We start from the raw sequence: 16,136 nt of genomic DNA on the forward strand, positions 1-16,136 counted from the left end.
TTGCCAGAAGAGCCACCCCACGGGGTGGCTCTTTCACGTTCAGGACTCATGTCTAGACACGGTGCTCAGCCTTCCTGCTCAGACATTCTGCCCTGACACACCACCCTCCCCAGCCTTGGCGATCAGCCAATCCCGGAACAATCGCGCGGAGGCCGAGAGCGGTCGATCGAGATCAAACACGAGATGCTCCGCGAGGCCGGTGATCGCGCGATGATCCGTGACACGTACCAGCTCGCCCTTGGCGATGGCCTCCGCCGCCATGAAGTCCCATGCCAGTCCGATGCCGGCGCCTCGCTGGATGGCGGCGTAGGTCAGCGTCAGCTGATTGAAGGTGATGTCAGACTTGGGCGGACGGTAGCGAATACCGAAGTGGGCGAACCAATGAGACCAGTCCATGCAGTTCCAGGAGGAGTCCAGCTGAATCAGCGGCCGCTGGGTCAACTCTTCCAGCGAAAGCTCCTGCTCCTTGATTACATCCGGGCGCGTCACCGGATAGATATCTTCGTGAATCAGCGGCGTGGCCCCCAGCGCTGGCCATTCGCCGTCACCATAGAGGATCGCGAGATCATGGTCCGGCACCATGCTGGCATCCATCTCGTTGCTGGCATGGATGTGCACGGTGATCTCGGGGTGCTCGGCGCTGAAGCTCAAAAGGCAAGGGAACAGCCAGTACTGGGAGACGGCATGCGTTGCCAGCACGCTGACGGTGTCAGGATGCTGCAGTGCGCGCAGGCGCTGCCCGGCCATCTCTAGCCCCTGCAGCGCCGGGAGAATGTGCTGCTGGTAGAGCATTCCCGCCTTGGAAAGCGTGACACCGCGCGCCTTGCGCACGAACAGCGGCGTGCCAAGTGACGCTTCCAGCGCGCGAATCTGCTTGCTGATGGCGCTCTGGGTCAGGCACAGCTCATCGGCGGCGCGGGTGAAGCTTCCCAAGCGACTCACGGACTCGAAGGCCGCGAGTCCCTCAAGTGAGGGAAGATGGCGAAAGCGTCCTGCCATGGGGGCTCCCTGTATTTGGAATTGTGTCTGTGTTCGTCATTGCACTCGCGTGGATGGCTCCAGGCAGCTCTCGCGCCGCACATTCCTTGATGGAATGGCTGGATGCGGCAAAGTCGCTGCTTGATCACGAAGTAACGCATTAGAGTGGCCCCTTGATCAAGACAAGGGCAACTCATCATGAAGAAAGCAATAGTCCATGCTGGCATGGCAGGCGCCCTCTGGGGAGGCGTCATCGTGTTGCCCTCACTGCTTGGCGACATCCATCCAGTGGTCATCAGCTGCGCACGTTTCGGGCTCTACGGACTGTTTGCCGCGGCGATCGCGTTGCCCCATGCTCGCCGCCTGTCCGCTCGCCTCACTGCGCGCGATACCCGCTTGCTGCTGGAGTTGGCGCTGACGGGCAATGTGGCGTACTTCATCCTGCTGACGGCGGCCGTCCAATATGCCGGCGTGGCCATCGCGGCATTGCTCAACGGGCTGGTGCCGGTGGCGGTGATGTTGATCGGGAGACGCCATATTCAGGCGAGCCACCTGTCCGTGAGCCTGTCCCTGACGCTGATCGGGGTGGGGATCGTCTGCATGAACGTGCCTGTTCTGCTTCGCTTCCTGCAGGGCGCGGGAGAGTGGCGAGACCTGATCGGCGTGCTGTGTGGCTCGCTCGGCGTGATGTCCTGGGCATGGTTCGCGCTGCGCAATGCCCAGCAGCTCAAGGCCGGTCGTTTCTCCGCGCGAGAATGGTCCACCCTGCAAGGCATCGCGACCGGGGTCGTGGCAGTGATGATTCTTGTGCTGGTCGCCGTCTTGCAGCCGCGGATATTGCCGCTGGAGCTCTCGTCTGAACGCTGGATAGCCTTCGCTGCCGCAGCCCTGTTCATGTCGGTCGGGGGCTCCTGGATCGCCAATGCCCTGTGGAATTCCTCGGCCCAGCGCCTGCCGGTGTCGGTAGGCGGACAGATGATCGTCTTCGAGACCTGCTGTGCGTTGCTCTACGGATATCTGCTGGCATGGCAATGGCCGCAGACCAATGAAGTGCTGGGCATGCTGTTGATTCTCGGCGGTGTGATGTGGACGCTGCGCGCCGAGCAGCGTGTGGCCGGCCCTCGAAAGGCTGTGGGTGGTGTACCTGTTACTGGATCAGAACAGTGAAATACCCCACCTGATGAAGCCTGGGTTGGTCGATGGTCATTCCCCGCACGTTTCACTCGTCTATTTCACTCGCCTATTTCACTCATCTATTTCAGACATGCCAAGGCCGCCTCAAAGGGCGGCCTTGGCATGTCTGGCGGGCAGTCTCCACCACTGCCCTCTCAACCATAGCTATCAACCATAGAAGTGCTCGACAAGACTCATGGGAATCGCCGGTACGTAGGTGACCAACATCAGCACCAGGAAGAGCACGAAGATCATCGGCAGATTGACCTTGGTGGTTTCCCACATGTCCGTCTTGGCGATGGAGCATGAGGTGGCCAGTACCGAGGCCACGGGCGGCGTCTGCTGACCGATGGCCAGATTGAGGGTCAGGATCAGGCCGAAGTGGATGGGATCGATGCCGATCTGCTGGATCAATGGCATCACGATCGGTACCACCAGAATGATGGCAGCGGCACCATGCAGGAACATGCCGAGCAGGAGCAGCAGGATGTTGAGCAACGCCAGCACTGCCACCGGGTCCGTGGTGATCGCGGTGATCTCCTGGGCCAGCTGTTGCGGCAGCTGCATCTCGGTGAGGAAGAGCCCCAGCACCGCGGAGGTGGCAACCAGCAGCATCACGACGGAGGTCTGGATCACGCCATCGATCACCGCGCGATACAGCACCTGCAGGTTCAGCTCACGATAGACCAGCCCACCGATGACCAGCGCCGCCAGCACGGCGATGCCTGCGCCTTCGGTGGCGGTCACGAAGCCACCGAAGATGCCGCCCAGAATGATGACCGGCAGCGTCAGGGCCCAGAAGGCCTCGCGGAACGCCTTGCCGAGTGTCGACAGCGAGAAGGCAGCCTCGCGCGGCATGTCGTACTTGCGGGCGTAGTAGTAGCAGAGCATCGCCAGCCCCAGACCACCCAGAATCCCCGGGATGATGCCGGCGACGAACAGCTTGACGATGGACGTGTCCGCGATGGCCCCGTAGAGAATCATCGACAGCGACGGCGGGATGATGATGGCAAGCGACGCCGAAGACGACGTGATCGCCGCCGAGAACTGCGGCGTGTACTTGCGTTTCTTCATCTCGGGAATCAGCACCGAACCCGTCGCGGCCACATCGGCCACCGCAGAGCCGGAAATCTCGGCGAAGAACAGCGATACCCCGACATTGACCATCGCCAGACCACCGCGCACGAACCCGACCATGGCCGTGACGAGGTTGATCAGTCGCATGGAGATGCCCGAGGTATTCATCAGCGCGCCGGCCAGAATGAACAGCGGAATCGCGATCAGCGGGAACTTGGTAGCACCATTGAAGAGCGTCAGTGGCACGTTCACCAGCGCATCCACGCCCATGAAGATCACCACTCCGACGACCCCGACGGTGCCGATGGCGACCGCAATGGGCACGTTGATCAACACCAGTGCGAACAGCGCCGCGATAATGATCAGTAGCGTCATGAACGGTGCTCCTTGAGGTCTTGCTCGGCGAGGCGGATGGCTTCCGCGATCTCTTCCTCTTCACTGTTGACGCCTGCACACATCTTGCGCCAGGCGTGAGGCAGACTCAGCAGTTCACACAGGATGAAGAGCGCCGCACTGATCGGAATCACCGACTGGGTGACGTCCAGACCGATGGCCGGCAAGGCGATGAGGGAGTCCCAGTCAAGCACGTCCAGCACCTGATAGCCGAACCAGCCCACCACGGCAAAGAATCCGATCACGATTAGCTCAGAGGTAATGAACAGCGTACTGCGCAGTGCGATGGGCGCCTTGGTGATCAGACCAGGGAATCCCATGTGGGAACGCTTCAGAGCCGCCAGACCAGCACCATAGAAGCTGAGCCAAGCCAGATTGATCGAGGCGACCTCGTCATACCAGGGCAAGGAGCCACCGAAGGTACGCAAGGCCACCGCCGCCAGCACGATCACCGTCAGCGAGAGCAGTAACCCGACGGTGAACACTTCCAGGCAGCGTTCCACCACCTGGTTGACTCTGTCCAGCAGAGTCACGTCAGTCGTGGCCGTCAGTCCTTCCCCACTCTCGGTGGGGAAGGCTGCCTTGGCCGCATGGGAATGCGAGCTCATGACTTACTCCTTGGCCAGTGCCATGGCCCGGTCAACCATCGCCTGGCCACCGTCGACCTTGTCGGAGAACGCCTGATAGACCGGCGCACTCGCGGTGACGAAGGCATCCCGATCCACCTCATTGACGGCCATGCCGCCCGCCTTGAGGCTCGCCAGCAGCTTGTCATCCAGTTCTGCCCCCTTGGCGAGGGCCCAGCTCTGGGTCTCGGCGGACACCTCGGCAATCGCGGCCTTCACGTCCTCGGGCATCTTGCCCCAGCCGGCCTGACTGCTGGTCAGCCAGATGGGCGAATAGACATGATTGGAGAGTGACAGGTACTTCTGGACCTCCTGGAACTTGGCGCCATCGATGTTGGACAGCGGGTTCTCCTGGCCATCGACCACCCCGGTCTGGAGTGCCACGAAGACTTCCGAGAAGGCCATCGGTGTCGGATTGGCACCCCACGCCGTGAACATGCCGGTACGCCATTCGCTCTGCGGGGTGCGCAGCTTCAGCCCGTCCAGGTCTTCCGGTTCCACCACGGGATGTTCATTGTTGGTGATCTGGCGGAAGCCGTTCTCCCAGGTGGAGACCAGCTTGAGGCCCTTGGCCTTGGCATCCTCGGCCAGGTCCGTCATTACGATCTCGTCATCGATACGCTTGAGATGCTCGCGATCCTTGACCATGAACGGCATGTCAAACAGGGCAAAGCTTGGCGAGACGGATGACATCACCGAAGAAATCGCGGCCAGATCGACCGTGCCGAGGCGCAGCTTCTGGATCAGCTGGCGCTCATCGCCCAGCTGGCCACTGTGGTAGTACTCGACCTGATGCTCATCCCCGAGTCGAGCCTGCAGACTATCGGCGAAATGTTGTGCAGTCAGGCCCTGCAGACTGTTGGGGCTACCGCCGATGGCAAACACGATCTTCTCGGCATGCGCAGTGGTGGTACCCAAGGCGGCGGCTAACAGCGTGGCGGCAAGCATGGCTCGCTTCATTGTCGAATCCCTTTGATTGTTCTGTTGTGGGGTATGGACGTATCGGGGCTGGCTTGCCGCTTGATCACTCCGGACCTGAGTCTGTGTTGGCGAGACTGACTCACGTGCATCACGTTCAAATTCCACTCCCTCAAGTGGACTGCAAACCATACCAGATGAAGCAAAACTTAGTCGTCCACTGCCGCATCGGTCAATCACACCGCCGCAGAAATAGACCTTTGTCTAGCGAAATACGCAACAATCCTCCTCTCACCACCCCATCTGGACTGGATGGCAAACCACATACCGACATCATCCGTCTGCTATCGTCAGCAGCGGTGTCTGGAGGTTTTTCAGCCCGGCAAAACCAAAAGCCCCGCCGATTTCCTCGGCAGGGCGTGCATGCGGACCAGAGACGTCAACGTCTCGAAAAAGGGCATAACGGGCGAATGAGGCTGGGCATCACTCAGTCTCGGCGACCCCAGGCCACGGCGTCGTGGGGATGAAGACTTTCGATATGCCGCACGTGGACATGTGCCTCGCCGTCTGAGATCGCCAGGCCATTGATCAACCTGCGTGCGGCGTCTTCGACGAACATCAGGTTCTGTCCATTGAGCGCCGCGAAGGCTTGCTCATCGGCGCGTTTCACGGCCGTCTGGACCGGCGTGGCCACGGCCTGTTCGATGGCATTAATCAGCGCAATCAACCCCAGATCCTGCGCTGTGGGCTTCAGCTCGACCTGGACCTGCGCCTCGCTGCGCTGGCTGTGAGGCGTGGCAAGGGTGGCGTTATGGGTGAGCCACTCGGCGACCTGCTCAGGCGTCAGCGTGGTGTCATTGCGATGAGCCGCCAGAAATGCCTGCTCGATCAGCTGGCGCGACAGGGCCGCCGAGCACGGACAGGTGGAGGAATACCCCACGGTGACACTAGCCTGCAGCGTGAACCTGCCCTCGTGCAGACTGGCCTCCAGCGTGACGGGGTAGGACTTCCAGCCTGAGAGCTTAGGCGTGACTAGCGCCGGACGCTTCACCAGCAGCGCGAATTCCAGCCTGACACGTGCATTGCGCGAGCCGCAGTCGTGATGGCTTGCCACCATCGCTGCGAGCACCTCCTGCAGATTGCCCGGGGTCAGTGGCTTGCCCTCCGCCAGCCCATCCAGCAGCCGGTAAAGGCGCGACATGTGAATGCCCTTGGTATGCGGCATCGGCAGGTCGACCTGGGCATCCACGCAGGCATGCAATTCACGGCGGTAAACGCCCTCCTCGATGAGCACGGGCAGATCGATCCCCTGCATGCCCACCCACTCAAGGGGGCTCAGGGAACGGGAGCGCTCGGTCAGGGAAACGTCGGGGAGTAGTGCGGTCATTCGTCAGATATCCAGAGCGGCTCTCATCAGTGCCGCCTTCCTCACGCCGGTGGGAGGCAGGCACTGAGTTCCGCCGAAGTGTGGGGGAGTGTCAGGAGAGGTGAAGAACAGAGCGCGGACGGCTCGCCGTCAGGTCAGAATCATCCCGCCAGTCGCGAGGAATGATGACCGGTGATCTTCCACTCACCGAGGATCTCCTCGAAGGTGAACAGAAAACGGGCCGGAATCGTGACCGTCTCGTCAGCGAAGCGATATTCGAAGGTGTAGTGCCCTCCAATCACGACGGTACCCAGCTTGCGACTGACTCGGGGTGAGTACTCTCCCAACTCGCAGGCCAGCGCTTCATTGGCGAGAAAGCCATCGAAGTAGGCCTGTCGTTGCTGGCGATTCTCACGCACATCATCGGCGACCGTCGGCACCAGAATCGCGTCCTCTGCATACAGCGAGAGAAGCGTCTCCTTCTCCCCGCGAGTGACGGCAATCGCCCAGCGCTCCAGCGTGCGCGTCGCGACATTGATGCAGAACTCTGCGTCACGCTCACTCAGCGGTGGCGATGTCGGGTGGGGCATGCGGTGGCTCTCCCTTGAGGATGAGGCTCTTGAGGAAAGACGGGGGCCGACAGCGCCCCCGTCGATTTGTCACGGAGCGATCAGGCGTCGGCACACCGCAGGATGCCCTGTTCCAGGCGCTCGATCAGCTGCGGATACAGCGTCTCGCCCAGCGGCAGTCCCACACCCAGCGGCTCGAAGACGATGGAGGTCTTGACGCCGGTTCCCTCGAAGACGCTCTCGATCAACGCCGGGTTGTACTGTGGCTCTCGGAAGACGCACTGGATGTCGTCCTGCTTCACACGCGCCTGGATCTCCTTGACGCGGGCCGGGCTGGGGGTGGAGGCGTCGCCCAGCGAGATGGCACCAGACGCCGGCACGTCGAAGCGGTGCTCGAAGTACTGATAGGCATCATGGAAGACGATATAGCGAGTGCCCTGCACCTGCGCCAGACGCGCTGAGAGTGACTCAGTCAGCGTCTCGAGCTCCCGCTGGCCCGCCTGGGCATTCCTGCGATAGGTCGCAGCATGCTCCGGGTCCTGCGCTGCCAGCGATTCCGCGATCGCAGCCAGCCAGAGACGCGCATTCATCGGGTCCAGCCAGCCATGCGGGTTCATGCCAGCGTGGGCATGCTCATGATGGTCGTCATGGTCACCGTGCTCTTCATGATCACCATCGTGATGCTCTTCGTGATCGCCATGCGCTTCATCATGTTCGGAAGATGCCTCGTCATCATGATGATGCGCTTCGAAGGTGGCGCCTTCGCGATAGCGCAGATGAAGGGTGCCGGGCACTTCCATCAGCTCGAGGGTGTCGGCATCCGCGGCCAGCGACGCACGCGCCTTGGCAAGCCAGGGCGTCAGATCATCACTGACGAAGAACACCACATCCGCATCGGACAGTGCCCTGGCCTCGGAGGGGCGCATGGAATAACCATGCGGTGAAGCGCCTGACTGGATGACAAGCTCGGGACTGCCCAGCTCCCCCATGACGCGCGAGACCAGTGAATGCACCGGCGGAATGTCCACCGCGACGGAGGGCACCTCCGCCATGGCCACGGCGGGCAGCATCAATACTGGCAGCAAGAGTAAGGGCAGCAACCGATTGCGCATGACGGTTCTCCAGAAGATGCGATGACACGGAAGGAAGTTCGGAGACGCTACCGTCTCGACTAAATATGTTATAACATAACACTTACGATCACTGAACCGTCAACGTTGTCATTCTTCAAGGGCCCGCTTCCCATGCCGCTGTTATCGATCGAGAACCTCTGCGTCACCCTCGGCAAGCACCGCATTCTCGAGGAGATCGAGCTACAGGTGGAACGCGGTGAAATCGTCACTCTCGTAGGCCCCAATGGGTCCGGCAAGTCCACGCTGCTTCGCAGCATCATCGGGTCCATTGCCCCATCGCACGGTCGGATACAACGAGAGCCGGGGCTCAAGATCGGCTATGTCCCTCAACGTCTGAGCCTTGACCCGACGCTGCCGATGACGGTGGAACGCTTCCTGAACCTGCCACATCTACACTCGCTGGATGCCGTAGCGCATGCCCTCCTGCAGGCCGGCATTCCCGGTGCCGAGGTTCAGCAGATCGCCAGTCTCTCCGGTGGTCAGTTCCAGCGCATTCTGCTGGCCCGTGCACTGCTGGATTCGCCTGATCTCCTGCTGCTGGATGAGGCGACCCAAGGCCTGGATCATCGTGGCATCGCGGATTTCTATCGTCAGATCGATCGCGTCCGTCACACCCTCGGCTGCGGAGTGCTGATGGTCAGTCATGAGCTGCATGTGGTGATGCGCGCCTCGGACCGCGTCGTCTGCCTGCATGGGCACGTCTGCTGCCAGGGCACGCCAGAGCGCGTCATGGCCTCACCGGCCTATCAGGATCTGTTCGGACTCGACACCGCTGATGCCCTGGCCTTCTATCGCCATGAGCATTCTTCTGCTCACTCTCACGATCACTCTCCTGCTCGCTCTCACGACCACTCTGACTCTCACACTCACGCGCCCGCTGACGCTGCGCCCACCTGTCGGCCCGCGTCCAGACCCGAGCCTGCAGCCAAGCCTGTACTCAAGCAGACAACGCAGAGTCGGGAGCCAGCGCTCCAGCTCATTGCACCGAACGCAGAGGGATGTCACTGATGTTGGAGGGACTGATACTGGATGACTTCATGCTCCGCGCCGCCCTGGCCGGGATATTCGTGGCGCTTGCGGCAGCGCCGCTGGGCTGTTTCGTCGTCTGGCGACGCATGGCCTATTTCGGCGACGCCACGGCCCATGCCGCGATCCTCGGCGTGGCGCTGTCGCTCTTGATGTCCACCTCGATTCTGGCCGGCGTGCTCGTCGTCTCACTGATCATGGCGACCCTGGTCACGCTGCTCAGCGGACGCGGCTACGCCATGGACACCCTGCTTGGCGTGATGGCGCACTCCGCACTCGCCTTCGGCCTGGTGGCCGTCTCCTTCCTGCCCGGCGTGCGCATTGACCTGATGGCCTATCTGTTCGGCGATATTCTGGCGGTCAGCAAGACGGATCTTTTGATCATCGCCGCAGGTGGCGTGCTGGTCATCGGCCTCATCTACTGGCGCTGGTCGGCGCTGCTCACTGCCACCCTGAATGAGGACCTGGCGCGTGCCAGCGGCATCAACCCGCGACGCGAGCAGCTGGTGCTGACACTGTCGCTGGCCGTGGTGGTCGCGGTTGCATTGAAGGTGGTCGGTGCGCTGTTGATCACCGCACTGCTGATCATCCCGGCGGCCACGGCGCGCCGCTTCTGTCACACCCCGGAACTGATGGCGATCGCCGCCGCCATCATCGGCGGAGTCTCCACCACCGGCGGACTGCAGGCGGCTTACTGGCTGGATACGCCCACCGGCCCCACCATCGTGTGCCTCGCCACACTGCTGTTTGCCCTGAGCACTGCAGCGGCACGCATCTCACGCCTCGTTTCTCAGATCGGCAGCGAAGCGTCTGCTCGAGGGTGACCTGGTGCATGCCCGCACAGAGGCCCAATGGATGCTGCACGATAGCTAGCGTTGTTCATCAGTCATCAGCTTGCGCAGCAGACAGGCAAGCTGATGTTGCTCATCGCTGTCCAGCGCACTCGCCATCCGGTGCTGATTCTCGACATGCGCTTCCAAAGTGGTGTCGATCAGATGACGCCCTGCTTCCGTCAGCGCGACGCGATTGCTGCGCCGATCCTCATCACTGGCCTGGCGCTGCAACAACCCTCGCTTCACCAGCTGATCTATCCGCGTGCTCATGGCACCGGAAGAGAGCATCAACGTCTGATACAGCTGAGTCGGGGTCAATGGCGCCTGTGAACGTCGCAGCGTCGCCAAGATGTCGAACTCGACAGTCGACAGGCCCTCCTTCTCGAATACCTGCTCCATCCTCGAGCCAAACACGCGACCTGCACGACTGATACGCCCGAATATGCCCATCGGCCGACAATCCAGATCGGGGCGAGCCTCCTCCCACTGCGCAAGAATGCGATCCACGGCATCCGTCATCATGAAACCTCCCAGTTATCTTTCCCAAAAGATACTTTGACGTCGGCGGTTTTGCGAGTACTCTTACATTTATCTTTTTAAAAAGATACTTAAAGGAGAGACAAGCATGCCATCTTCACACCTGAAGGTTCTCGCCATGACCGCTACAGCCCCGATCATTTGGGGGAGTACTTACCTAGTGACACAGACCCTTCTCCCTGCCGACACGCCATTCACCGCAGCCACCATTCGCGCCCTTCCCGCGGGAATACTGATTCTGCTCTGGACTCGACAGACCTTGTCGGGAGGGTGGTGGGTGAAGGCCATGGTGCTGGGCACCCTCAATATCGGACTCTTCTTTACCTGCCTATTTGCCGCGGCATACCGCATCCCCGGCAGCATGGCCGCCTTGCTGCTGGCAAGTCAGTCGGTGTGGGTTCTACTGTTGAGTCGCTGGTGGCTAGAGACAGACTTCAACATGACAGCCGCAATGCAGTGTGGACTGGGCATGGTCGGAGTGGTGATGCTGCTCAATCCCGGCCAAGGTGGACTGGACATGACAGGGGTCGGGGTCGCACTGCTCGGTGCTGTCTCGATGGCCGCCGGCATCGTACTCAGCAAGCGCTGGCAACGTCCGCCCGACGTCAGTCAATTGAGCCTGACGGGCTGGCAATTGATCTTCGGTGGACTGTTGTTGCTGTCTTTGGCCGCCTGGTCGGAAGGTATTCCGACCACCCTCGAGCCGCAACATCTGCTGGGCTATGGCTACCTGATCCTGCCGGGTGGCGTGCTCGGCTATAGCCTCTGGTTTGCCGGCGTCCAGCGACTGCCCGCCTTTTCCGCATCACTGCTGGGAATGCTCAGCCCGCTGACGGCAACTGTGTTGGGTTTTCTATGGATGGGCGAGTCATTCGGCTCCCTTCAATGGCTTGGCACTCTCTGCATCGCTTCTGCCCTGACATTCCCCCTCTGGGTATCGCTCAAGCGACGTAGCACTCAGCCAAGCCGTCATGAATTGACTCGATGACACAACAGGGAAAATCCCACGTGCATAGGCAGTCTGCCTTGAACGGGAAAGTCATCTCTTCAAGGAACGAAGAGCAGGTGCATCAAGCAATGAACGTAGAAACAGAACACCCCACTGATCGCGGATCAGTGGGGTGGTTTGGTGAGTGCCAGTAGATCAAGGACTCAGGTGCTATCGCTCATTCCCAGGCGGGAAACGGGTCCGGCAGAATACGCCAGGCTTCCTTGCCTGCCAGCAGCGTGGCGTCATCGAGCAGACACTCATCCAGCGCCTGGCGGATACGGTCTTCCTCCAGGTTCTGACCGATGAACACCAGCTCCTGGCGCATGTCGCCGAAGGGCTCTTGCCATTTCTCCTGGATCGACCCAGGTACTCGGGGTCTTCGGGCCATTCGACCTTCGGTACCGCCTTCCAGAACATGCCGCCGAACCCATAGTGGGCGATGCCACCGGCTTGGTTCCACTGCCCCGCGAACTGTGGGCGCGTGGCCAGCCAGAAGAAGCCCTTGGAGCGCAGCAGCTTGCCACCGAACCAATCCCCGTGGAGCAGCTGGTGGAATTTCTCAGGATGAAACGGTACACGCGCATGGTAGGAGAAGCTCGAAATGCCGTACTCCTCGGTCTCCGGTACGTGCTCGCCGTGCATCTCCTTCAACCAGCCCGGTGCCTGCTGTGCACGATCGAAACTGAAGCGACCGGTATCCAGCACCTTGGAAAGCGGCACGGCGCCCTGCGCCATGGGCAGAATCTCGGCCTCCGGGTTGAGCGAGCGCAGCACGGCCGTCAGCTCATCCAGCTGGGTTGCCTCGATCATGTCCGTCTTGCTGATCAACAGCACATCGCAGAACTCGATCTGGTCAACCAGCAGGTCGGCGACATTGCGCTCATCGTCCTCGCCGAGGCTTTCCCCGGCTTCGGCCAGTGACTGCGCCTCGCGATACTGGGCAAGGAAGTTGGCACCATCCACGACGGTGACCATGGTGTCGAGGCGCGCGACATCGGAGAGGCACTGGCCATCCTCATCCTCGAAGGTGAAGGTTTCCGCCACCGGCAGTGGCTCGGAAATGCCGGTGGACTCGATCACCAGGCAGTCGAAGCGCCCCTCCTCGGCCAGCCGGCGGACCTCGATGAGCAGGTCCTCGCGCAGCGTGCAGCAGATGCAGCCATTGCTCATCTCCACCAGCTGCTCCTCGGCGCGATTGAGCGCCACCTCGCTGCCTGTGCCGGGTGCGCCACGCACCATGGCGGCATCGATATTGACCTCGCTCATGTCATTGACGATCACCGCCACCCGACGCCCTTCGCGGTTGGCCAGGATGTGATTGAGCAACGTCGTCTTGCCGACGCCCAGAAAACCGGACAGCACAGTGACTGGCAGGGATTGTGGCAGGGGCCGCGACAGGGCTTGAGACGGGGATTGCGTTGGAGACACTCGGGGGGAAGTCATCAGGCGGTACCTCGATAGGATAGGGTCTTGGCCACGTCGCTTTCGCCTGGAGGCATTCTTGCCGGCGCAGGGTCAGGGCGAGGGTCAGGTGAGTGCTTGGACGTGGGGGACCGCTGGTTTCTCGATCATCAGATGCGGCAACTGATACGTTATAACATAATCTTCCGTCAGCCATTTTCTGATGAACCGCCCCACCTCCTTGTCTCATCAGCATCAGAAAGAAAGAAAACGCCCCGCTGGCAAGCCAGCGGGGCGTTTCTCGTCGTGAGCAGAATGTCAGGTGACGATCAGACCGCCATCATCACGGCAGAGGCCATCACTGCCCCACCCACCAGACGAGACGCGATGGTTGGCACGCCCATCAGGCGCTGACCCACTGCACGGCCCAGCAACGCCAGAGCCAGTGTCGCGACCACGAAGCCCGCCATGTAACCCATGGCATTGCCAGCCGCCGGCATTTCCAGCGCATGGGCGAAGCCGTGGAAGGCCATGAAGCCGGCCACCATGACGGCGCCAGCCAGAGTCGGCAGACGCAGCAGCAATGCCACCAAAGCACCGGACACCAGCACCGAGAGCAGGATGCCCTGCTCTGCCATTACGCCGTGGACCGCCTGGGTACCGCTGATCATTGCGATACCGGCACCTGCCAGCATGCCGATGACCATCAGCAGCGGCGTGCCAAACCTCAAGACCTGTGACTGGCGCGCGCTCCAGATCCCGATGGCCAGCATGGCCAGCAGGTGATCCAGCCCGGTGAAGGGATGCGTCAGGCCGGCCATCAGTCCGTGGGCATCATGGCCGGGGTGTGCGGAGGCCGAGGTCGCCACCAGCAGCAGCGAGGTGGCCAGCAGTGCGGAGTGAGAACGCTTCATGTGTCATTCCTGAACAAGATGATGATGAATTCACCCGATATCCGTCATGTGTCGACTACCGGGAGACAATGGATTCCTGGCAAGCGGCAGAAAACGCTGCGCCGTCAGGCCTGTGCCGCCAGCTTTTCCGGGCGGCGCTCCGGCAGCATGCCGCGATCCAGAATGAAGGCGATGATCTCTTCCAGGCCGACGCCGTCATACAGGTTGGCGAACACGAAGGGCCGCTCGCCACGCATCTTGCGCGAGTCGCGGTCCATCACCTCAAGCGAGGCATGCACCTGCTCGGCGATGTCGATCTTGTTGATGATCAGAAGGTCGGACTTGGTGATGCCCGGCCCGCCCTTGCGCGGAATCTTGTCGCCTGCCGAGACGTCGATCACATAGAGCGTGAGATCGGAAAGTTCGGGGCTGAAGGTCGCGGACAGGTTGTCACCGCCGGATTCCACCAGCACCAGCTCCATGTTCGGATGGCGGGCCTGGAGATCATCGATGGCCGCCAGATTCATCGAGGCGTCTTCGCGGATCGCGGTATGCGGACAGCCGCCGGTCTCGACGCCGAGAATGCGGTCCGCCTCCAGTGCTTCATGGCGCAGCAGGAAATCGGCATCTTCGCGGGTGTAGATGTCATTGGTGACCACCCCGATGTCGTAGTGATCGCGCAGGGCCAGACACAGCTGACGCAACAGCGCCGTCTTGCCGGAGCCTACCGGCCCACCCACTCCTACGCGTAGACAATGCTTCATGACAGCTTCCTTTCTCGTGAGATATCAGGCGTTCGTGTCGGTCGGTTCAGGCGCCGCCGCCTCAGGACAGGCGGCGTTCGCTCAACTCCTGAACAGACGGGAATATTGGGTTTCGTGCTGGGCGGAGGCGAGTGCCAGCCCCGGCAGTATCGGGCCAAGCGCTGCATCCGGGCGCTCAAGCGCCTGTGCGACGACCTCCACCACGCGGGGGCGCAGCTGCTCGGTCAGGCGCTGCGCGGCGGTATGCCCCAGCGGCATGGCCTTGCAGGCCACCGCCAGCTGGTTTTCCAGCCAGGCCCAGGCAAAGCCGATCAAGGTCTGGCGCAGTGGCACCCCACGCTGGTGCGCCACCCAGGCGAACACCGTGACGTAGCCCGGTGTCTCGGGCATCAGCGCCGCTAGCGGTTCAAGCGCGAGGCTTCTGAGCAGGCGCAGCAGCGCCGCCCCGAGACGCGCGTCCTCATCGCTGAGTTCGGCGGTTTCGCGCGTCGCCTTGAGCCAGCCATCCCACTCGTCGAGCGCCGCTGCATCCCCCTCGGCCCACGCCTGCTGCAGACGCACCAACAGTGGCAGCTCGCAACGGCCAAGCCCGTCTTCCAGCACGCCGTCGATCCACTCGCCAAGCTCCTGCTCCTGAGTGACCCATCCAAGCTCGAAGGCACTCTCCAGCCCCTGGGACCAGGCAAAGGCGCCGATGGGCAAGGCCGGACTCACCAGCTGCAACAGCCCCAGCAGCGCCAGATCCTCCTGCGCCGGCAGGCCCGCCATGGCATCAGTGCTCATGCGTGTGCTCATGAGCGTAGTTGTGAGAATGGCCGTGGCTGTGCTCATGGTCGTGAGCATGTGTATGGCCGTGAGAATGAGCATGCCCCTGTCCCGCCTGGGCATAGGCGCCCGGCTCAGGATCAAAGGGCGCCTCGTGATGGGTGAGGGTTGCACCCAGGCGCTCGGCCAGCTCTTCCAGCACGTGATCCGGCGGGAAGCGCACCCAGCCGGTTGCGCTCTGTGTTTCGCCCTTTCCTTCGTCCTTTCTTTCACTAGCGCCAGCGTCAGGCGTCTGCATGCCGATGGCGAGCTGCACATGGCGATTGCCCAGGTGATAACAGAGCGCGGCCATCGGTCGCCCGGCGGCGATGTGGGCAGTCACTACCGGCTCATCCGCGGCGCGGATGCGGATCACCTCACCCTCGCGCGAGGCCAGCCGATCGCCGTCACGCAGTACCGGTCCGCGATCCAGAAACAGGCCGACCTCGCGCCCACCGTCCGTGGTGGCTCGCAGACGACCGCGGATGCGCAGCTCCAGCGGCAGGGTCAGGGTGTCGAGGGGCTCGGCATCGGTGTGAGCGCTCGCTGGGTCGCCTGATCCACTGGCGTCTGGCAGGCGATGTATCAATTCCATCATGGCGTCAATCTCGAATAGGGAGTCAGAACAGGCTCTTGAAACAGGCCCTCAGAACA

16 protein-coding genes and 1 pseudogene are annotated in these 16,136 nt (G+C 61.8%); 4 read left to right on the forward strand and 13 right to left on the reverse strand.

The genetic code is table 11. The features are described from left to right. Positions 1-78 precede the first annotated feature (78 nt). Entirely contained in the window at positions 79-999 is a 921-nt protein-coding gene (locus AOG28_RS08895) for a LysR substrate-binding domain-containing protein (protein WP_054556172.1), read from the reverse strand. Between the two features lie 204 nt (positions 1,000-1,203). Between AOG28_RS08895 and AOG28_RS08900 the strand changes: the two genes are divergently transcribed. Further along, on the forward strand, positions 1,204-2,145 hold the full coding sequence (locus AOG28_RS08900) for a DMT family transporter (RefSeq protein WP_054556173.1): 942 nt from the start codon (positions 1,204-1,206) through the stop codon (positions 2,143-2,145). Between the two features lie 174 nt (positions 2,146-2,319). Here the strand turns inward: AOG28_RS08900 and AOG28_RS08905 are convergent, their stop codons facing one another. The 6 genes from AOG28_RS08905 to AOG28_RS08930 form a co-directional block, all read right to left on the reverse strand. After that, the gene (locus AOG28_RS08905) at positions 2,320-3,603 is read right to left on the reverse strand and encodes a TRAP transporter large permease (RefSeq protein WP_024952532.1); all 1,284 of its coding nucleotides are present in this window, start codon (positions 3,601-3,603) and stop codon (positions 2,320-2,322) included. Beyond that, complete coding sequence (locus AOG28_RS08910; RefSeq protein ID WP_082388597.1) at positions 3,600-4,229, reverse strand: TRAP transporter small permease; 630 nt, start codon at positions 4,227-4,229, stop codon at positions 3,600-3,602. Before AOG28_RS08910 ends, AOG28_RS08905 begins: the two co-directional genes overlap by 4 nt. A 3-nt stretch (positions 4,230-4,232) precedes the next feature. Then, on the reverse strand, positions 4,233-5,207 hold the full coding sequence (locus AOG28_RS08915; protein WP_054556174.1) for a TRAP transporter substrate-binding protein: 975 nt from the start codon (positions 5,205-5,207) through the stop codon (positions 4,233-4,235). A gap of 445 nt (positions 5,208-5,652) precedes the next feature. After that, positions 5,653-6,552, reverse strand: a complete 900-nt coding sequence (gene folE2 / locus AOG28_RS08920) for a GTP cyclohydrolase FolE2 (RefSeq protein WP_054556175.1) — start codon at positions 6,550-6,552, stop codon at positions 5,653-5,655. A gap of 140 nt (positions 6,553-6,692) precedes the next feature. Next, positions 6,693-7,121: a DUF4440 domain-containing protein gene (locus AOG28_RS08925; protein ID WP_054556176.1), complete on the reverse strand. Its 429-nt coding sequence runs from the start codon at positions 7,119-7,121 to the stop codon at positions 6,693-6,695. Positions 7,122-7,201: 80 nt separating this feature from the next. Beyond that, positions 7,202-8,212 (reverse strand): zinc ABC transporter substrate-binding protein, encoded by a 1,011-nt coding sequence (locus AOG28_RS08930; RefSeq protein ID WP_054556177.1) that lies wholly within the window; start codon positions 8,210-8,212, stop codon positions 7,202-7,204. A gap of 132 nt (positions 8,213-8,344) precedes the next feature. On the opposite strand from AOG28_RS08930, the gene AOG28_RS08935 reads away from it, so the two are divergent. Further along, on the forward strand, positions 8,345-9,241 hold the full coding sequence (locus AOG28_RS08935; RefSeq protein ID WP_082388651.1) for an ATP-binding cassette domain-containing protein: 897 nt from the start codon (positions 8,345-8,347) through the stop codon (positions 9,239-9,241). Further along, the gene (locus AOG28_RS08940; RefSeq protein WP_054556178.1) at positions 9,241-10,083 is read left to right on the forward strand and encodes a metal ABC transporter permease; all 843 of its coding nucleotides are present in this window, start codon (positions 9,241-9,243) and stop codon (positions 10,081-10,083) included. Before AOG28_RS08935 ends, AOG28_RS08940 begins: the two co-directional genes overlap by 1 nt. Before the next feature lie 45 nt (positions 10,084-10,128). Here the strand turns inward: AOG28_RS08940 and AOG28_RS08945 are convergent, their stop codons facing one another. Then, a complete protein-coding gene (locus tag AOG28_RS08945; protein ID WP_024952529.1) occupies positions 10,129-10,614 on the reverse strand; it encodes a MarR family winged helix-turn-helix transcriptional regulator in 486 nt (161 codons plus the stop codon). A gap of 103 nt (positions 10,615-10,717) precedes the next feature. Here AOG28_RS08945 and AOG28_RS08950 point away from each other — a divergent pair, with 103 nt between their 5' ends. After that, on the forward strand, positions 10,718-11,617 hold the full coding sequence (locus AOG28_RS08950; RefSeq protein WP_054556179.1) for an EamA family transporter: 900 nt from the start codon (positions 10,718-10,720) through the stop codon (positions 11,615-11,617). A 178-nt stretch (positions 11,618-11,795) separates the two neighbouring features. Here AOG28_RS08950 and zigA read toward each other — a convergent pair. The 5 genes and pseudogenes from zigA to ureE all read right to left on the reverse strand — a co-directional run bounded on the left by zigA (position 11,796) and on the right by ureE (position 16,080). Further along, positions 11,796-13,018, reverse strand: a pseudogene (zigA, locus tag AOG28_RS08955) (zinc metallochaperone GTPase ZigA). A gap of 332 nt (positions 13,019-13,350) precedes the next feature. Beyond that, positions 13,351-13,935, reverse strand: a complete 585-nt coding sequence (locus AOG28_RS08960; protein WP_054556180.1) for a HupE/UreJ family protein — start codon at positions 13,933-13,935, stop codon at positions 13,351-13,353. Between the two features lie 104 nt (positions 13,936-14,039). Further along, positions 14,040-14,678 (reverse strand): urease accessory protein UreG, encoded by a 639-nt coding sequence (gene ureG, locus AOG28_RS08965; protein ID WP_054556181.1) that lies wholly within the window; start codon positions 14,676-14,678, stop codon positions 14,040-14,042. An 81-nt stretch (positions 14,679-14,759) separates the two neighbouring features. Next, entirely contained in the window at positions 14,760-15,461 is a 702-nt protein-coding gene (locus AOG28_RS08970) for an urease accessory protein UreF (protein ID WP_054556182.1), read from the reverse strand. Continuing rightward, complete coding sequence (gene ureE / locus AOG28_RS08975; RefSeq protein ID WP_054556183.1) at positions 15,451-16,080, reverse strand: urease accessory protein UreE; 630 nt, start codon at positions 16,078-16,080, stop codon at positions 15,451-15,453. Before ureE ends, AOG28_RS08970 begins: the two co-directional genes overlap by 11 nt. Between the last annotated feature and the right edge of the window lie 56 nt (positions 16,081-16,136).

It is taken from the genome of Cobetia sp. UCD-24C (assembly GCF_001306765.1).
Taxonomy (GTDB): Bacteria; Pseudomonadota; Gammaproteobacteria; order Pseudomonadales; family Halomonadaceae; genus Cobetia; species Cobetia amphilecti.

Bases quoted from the DNA above. Each gene is read 5' to 3' on its own strand.
- AOG28_RS08910 (WP_082388597.1), bottom strand. From the start codon at position 4,229: ATGAGCTCGCATTCCCATGCGGCCAAGGCAGCCTTCCCCACCGAGAGT.
- AOG28_RS08935 (WP_082388651.1), top strand. From the start codon at position 8,345: ATGCCGCTGTTATCGATCGAGAACCTCTGCGTCACCCTCGGCAAGCAC.
- AOG28_RS08900 (WP_054556173.1), top strand. From the start codon at position 1,204: ATGGCAGGCGCCCTCTGGGGAGGCGTCATCGTGTTGCCCTCACTGCTT.
- AOG28_RS08960 (WP_054556180.1), bottom strand. From the start codon at position 13,935: ATGAAGCGTTCTCACTCCGCACTGCTGGCCACCTCGCTGCTGCTGGTG.
- ureE (WP_054556183.1), bottom strand. From the start codon at position 16,080: ATGATGGAATTGATACATCGCCTGCCAGACGCCAGTGGATCAGGCGAC.
- AOG28_RS08940 (WP_054556178.1), top strand. From the start codon at position 9,241: ATGTTGGAGGGACTGATACTGGATGACTTCATGCTCCGCGCCGCCCTG.
- AOG28_RS08945 (WP_024952529.1), bottom strand. From the start codon at position 10,614: ATGATGACGGATGCCGTGGATCGCATTCTTGCGCAGTGGGAGGAGGCT.
- folE2 (WP_054556175.1), bottom strand. From the start codon at position 6,552: ATGACCGCACTACTCCCCGACGTTTCCCTGACCGAGCGCTCCCGTTCC.
- AOG28_RS08905 (WP_024952532.1), bottom strand. From the start codon at position 3,603: ATGACGCTACTGATCATTATCGCGGCGCTGTTCGCACTGGTGTTGATC.
- ureG (WP_054556181.1), bottom strand. From the start codon at position 14,678: ATGAAGCATTGTCTACGCGTAGGAGTGGGTGGGCCGGTAGGCTCCGGC.
- AOG28_RS08930 (WP_054556177.1), bottom strand. From the start codon at position 8,212: ATGCGCAATCGGTTGCTGCCCTTACTCTTGCTGCCAGTATTGATGCTG.
- AOG28_RS08950 (WP_054556179.1), top strand. From the start codon at position 10,718: ATGCCATCTTCACACCTGAAGGTTCTCGCCATGACCGCTACAGCCCCG.
- AOG28_RS08915 (WP_054556174.1), bottom strand. From the start codon at position 5,207: ATGAAGCGAGCCATGCTTGCCGCCACGCTGTTAGCCGCCGCCTTGGGT.
- AOG28_RS08970 (WP_054556182.1), bottom strand. From the start codon at position 15,461: ATGAGCACTGATGCCATGGCGGGCCTGCCGGCGCAGGAGGATCTGGCG.
- AOG28_RS08895 (WP_054556172.1), bottom strand. From the start codon at position 999: ATGGCAGGACGCTTTCGCCATCTTCCCTCACTTGAGGGACTCGCGGCC.
- AOG28_RS08925 (WP_054556176.1), bottom strand. From the start codon at position 7,121: ATGCCCCACCCGACATCGCCACCGCTGAGTGAGCGTGACGCAGAGTTC.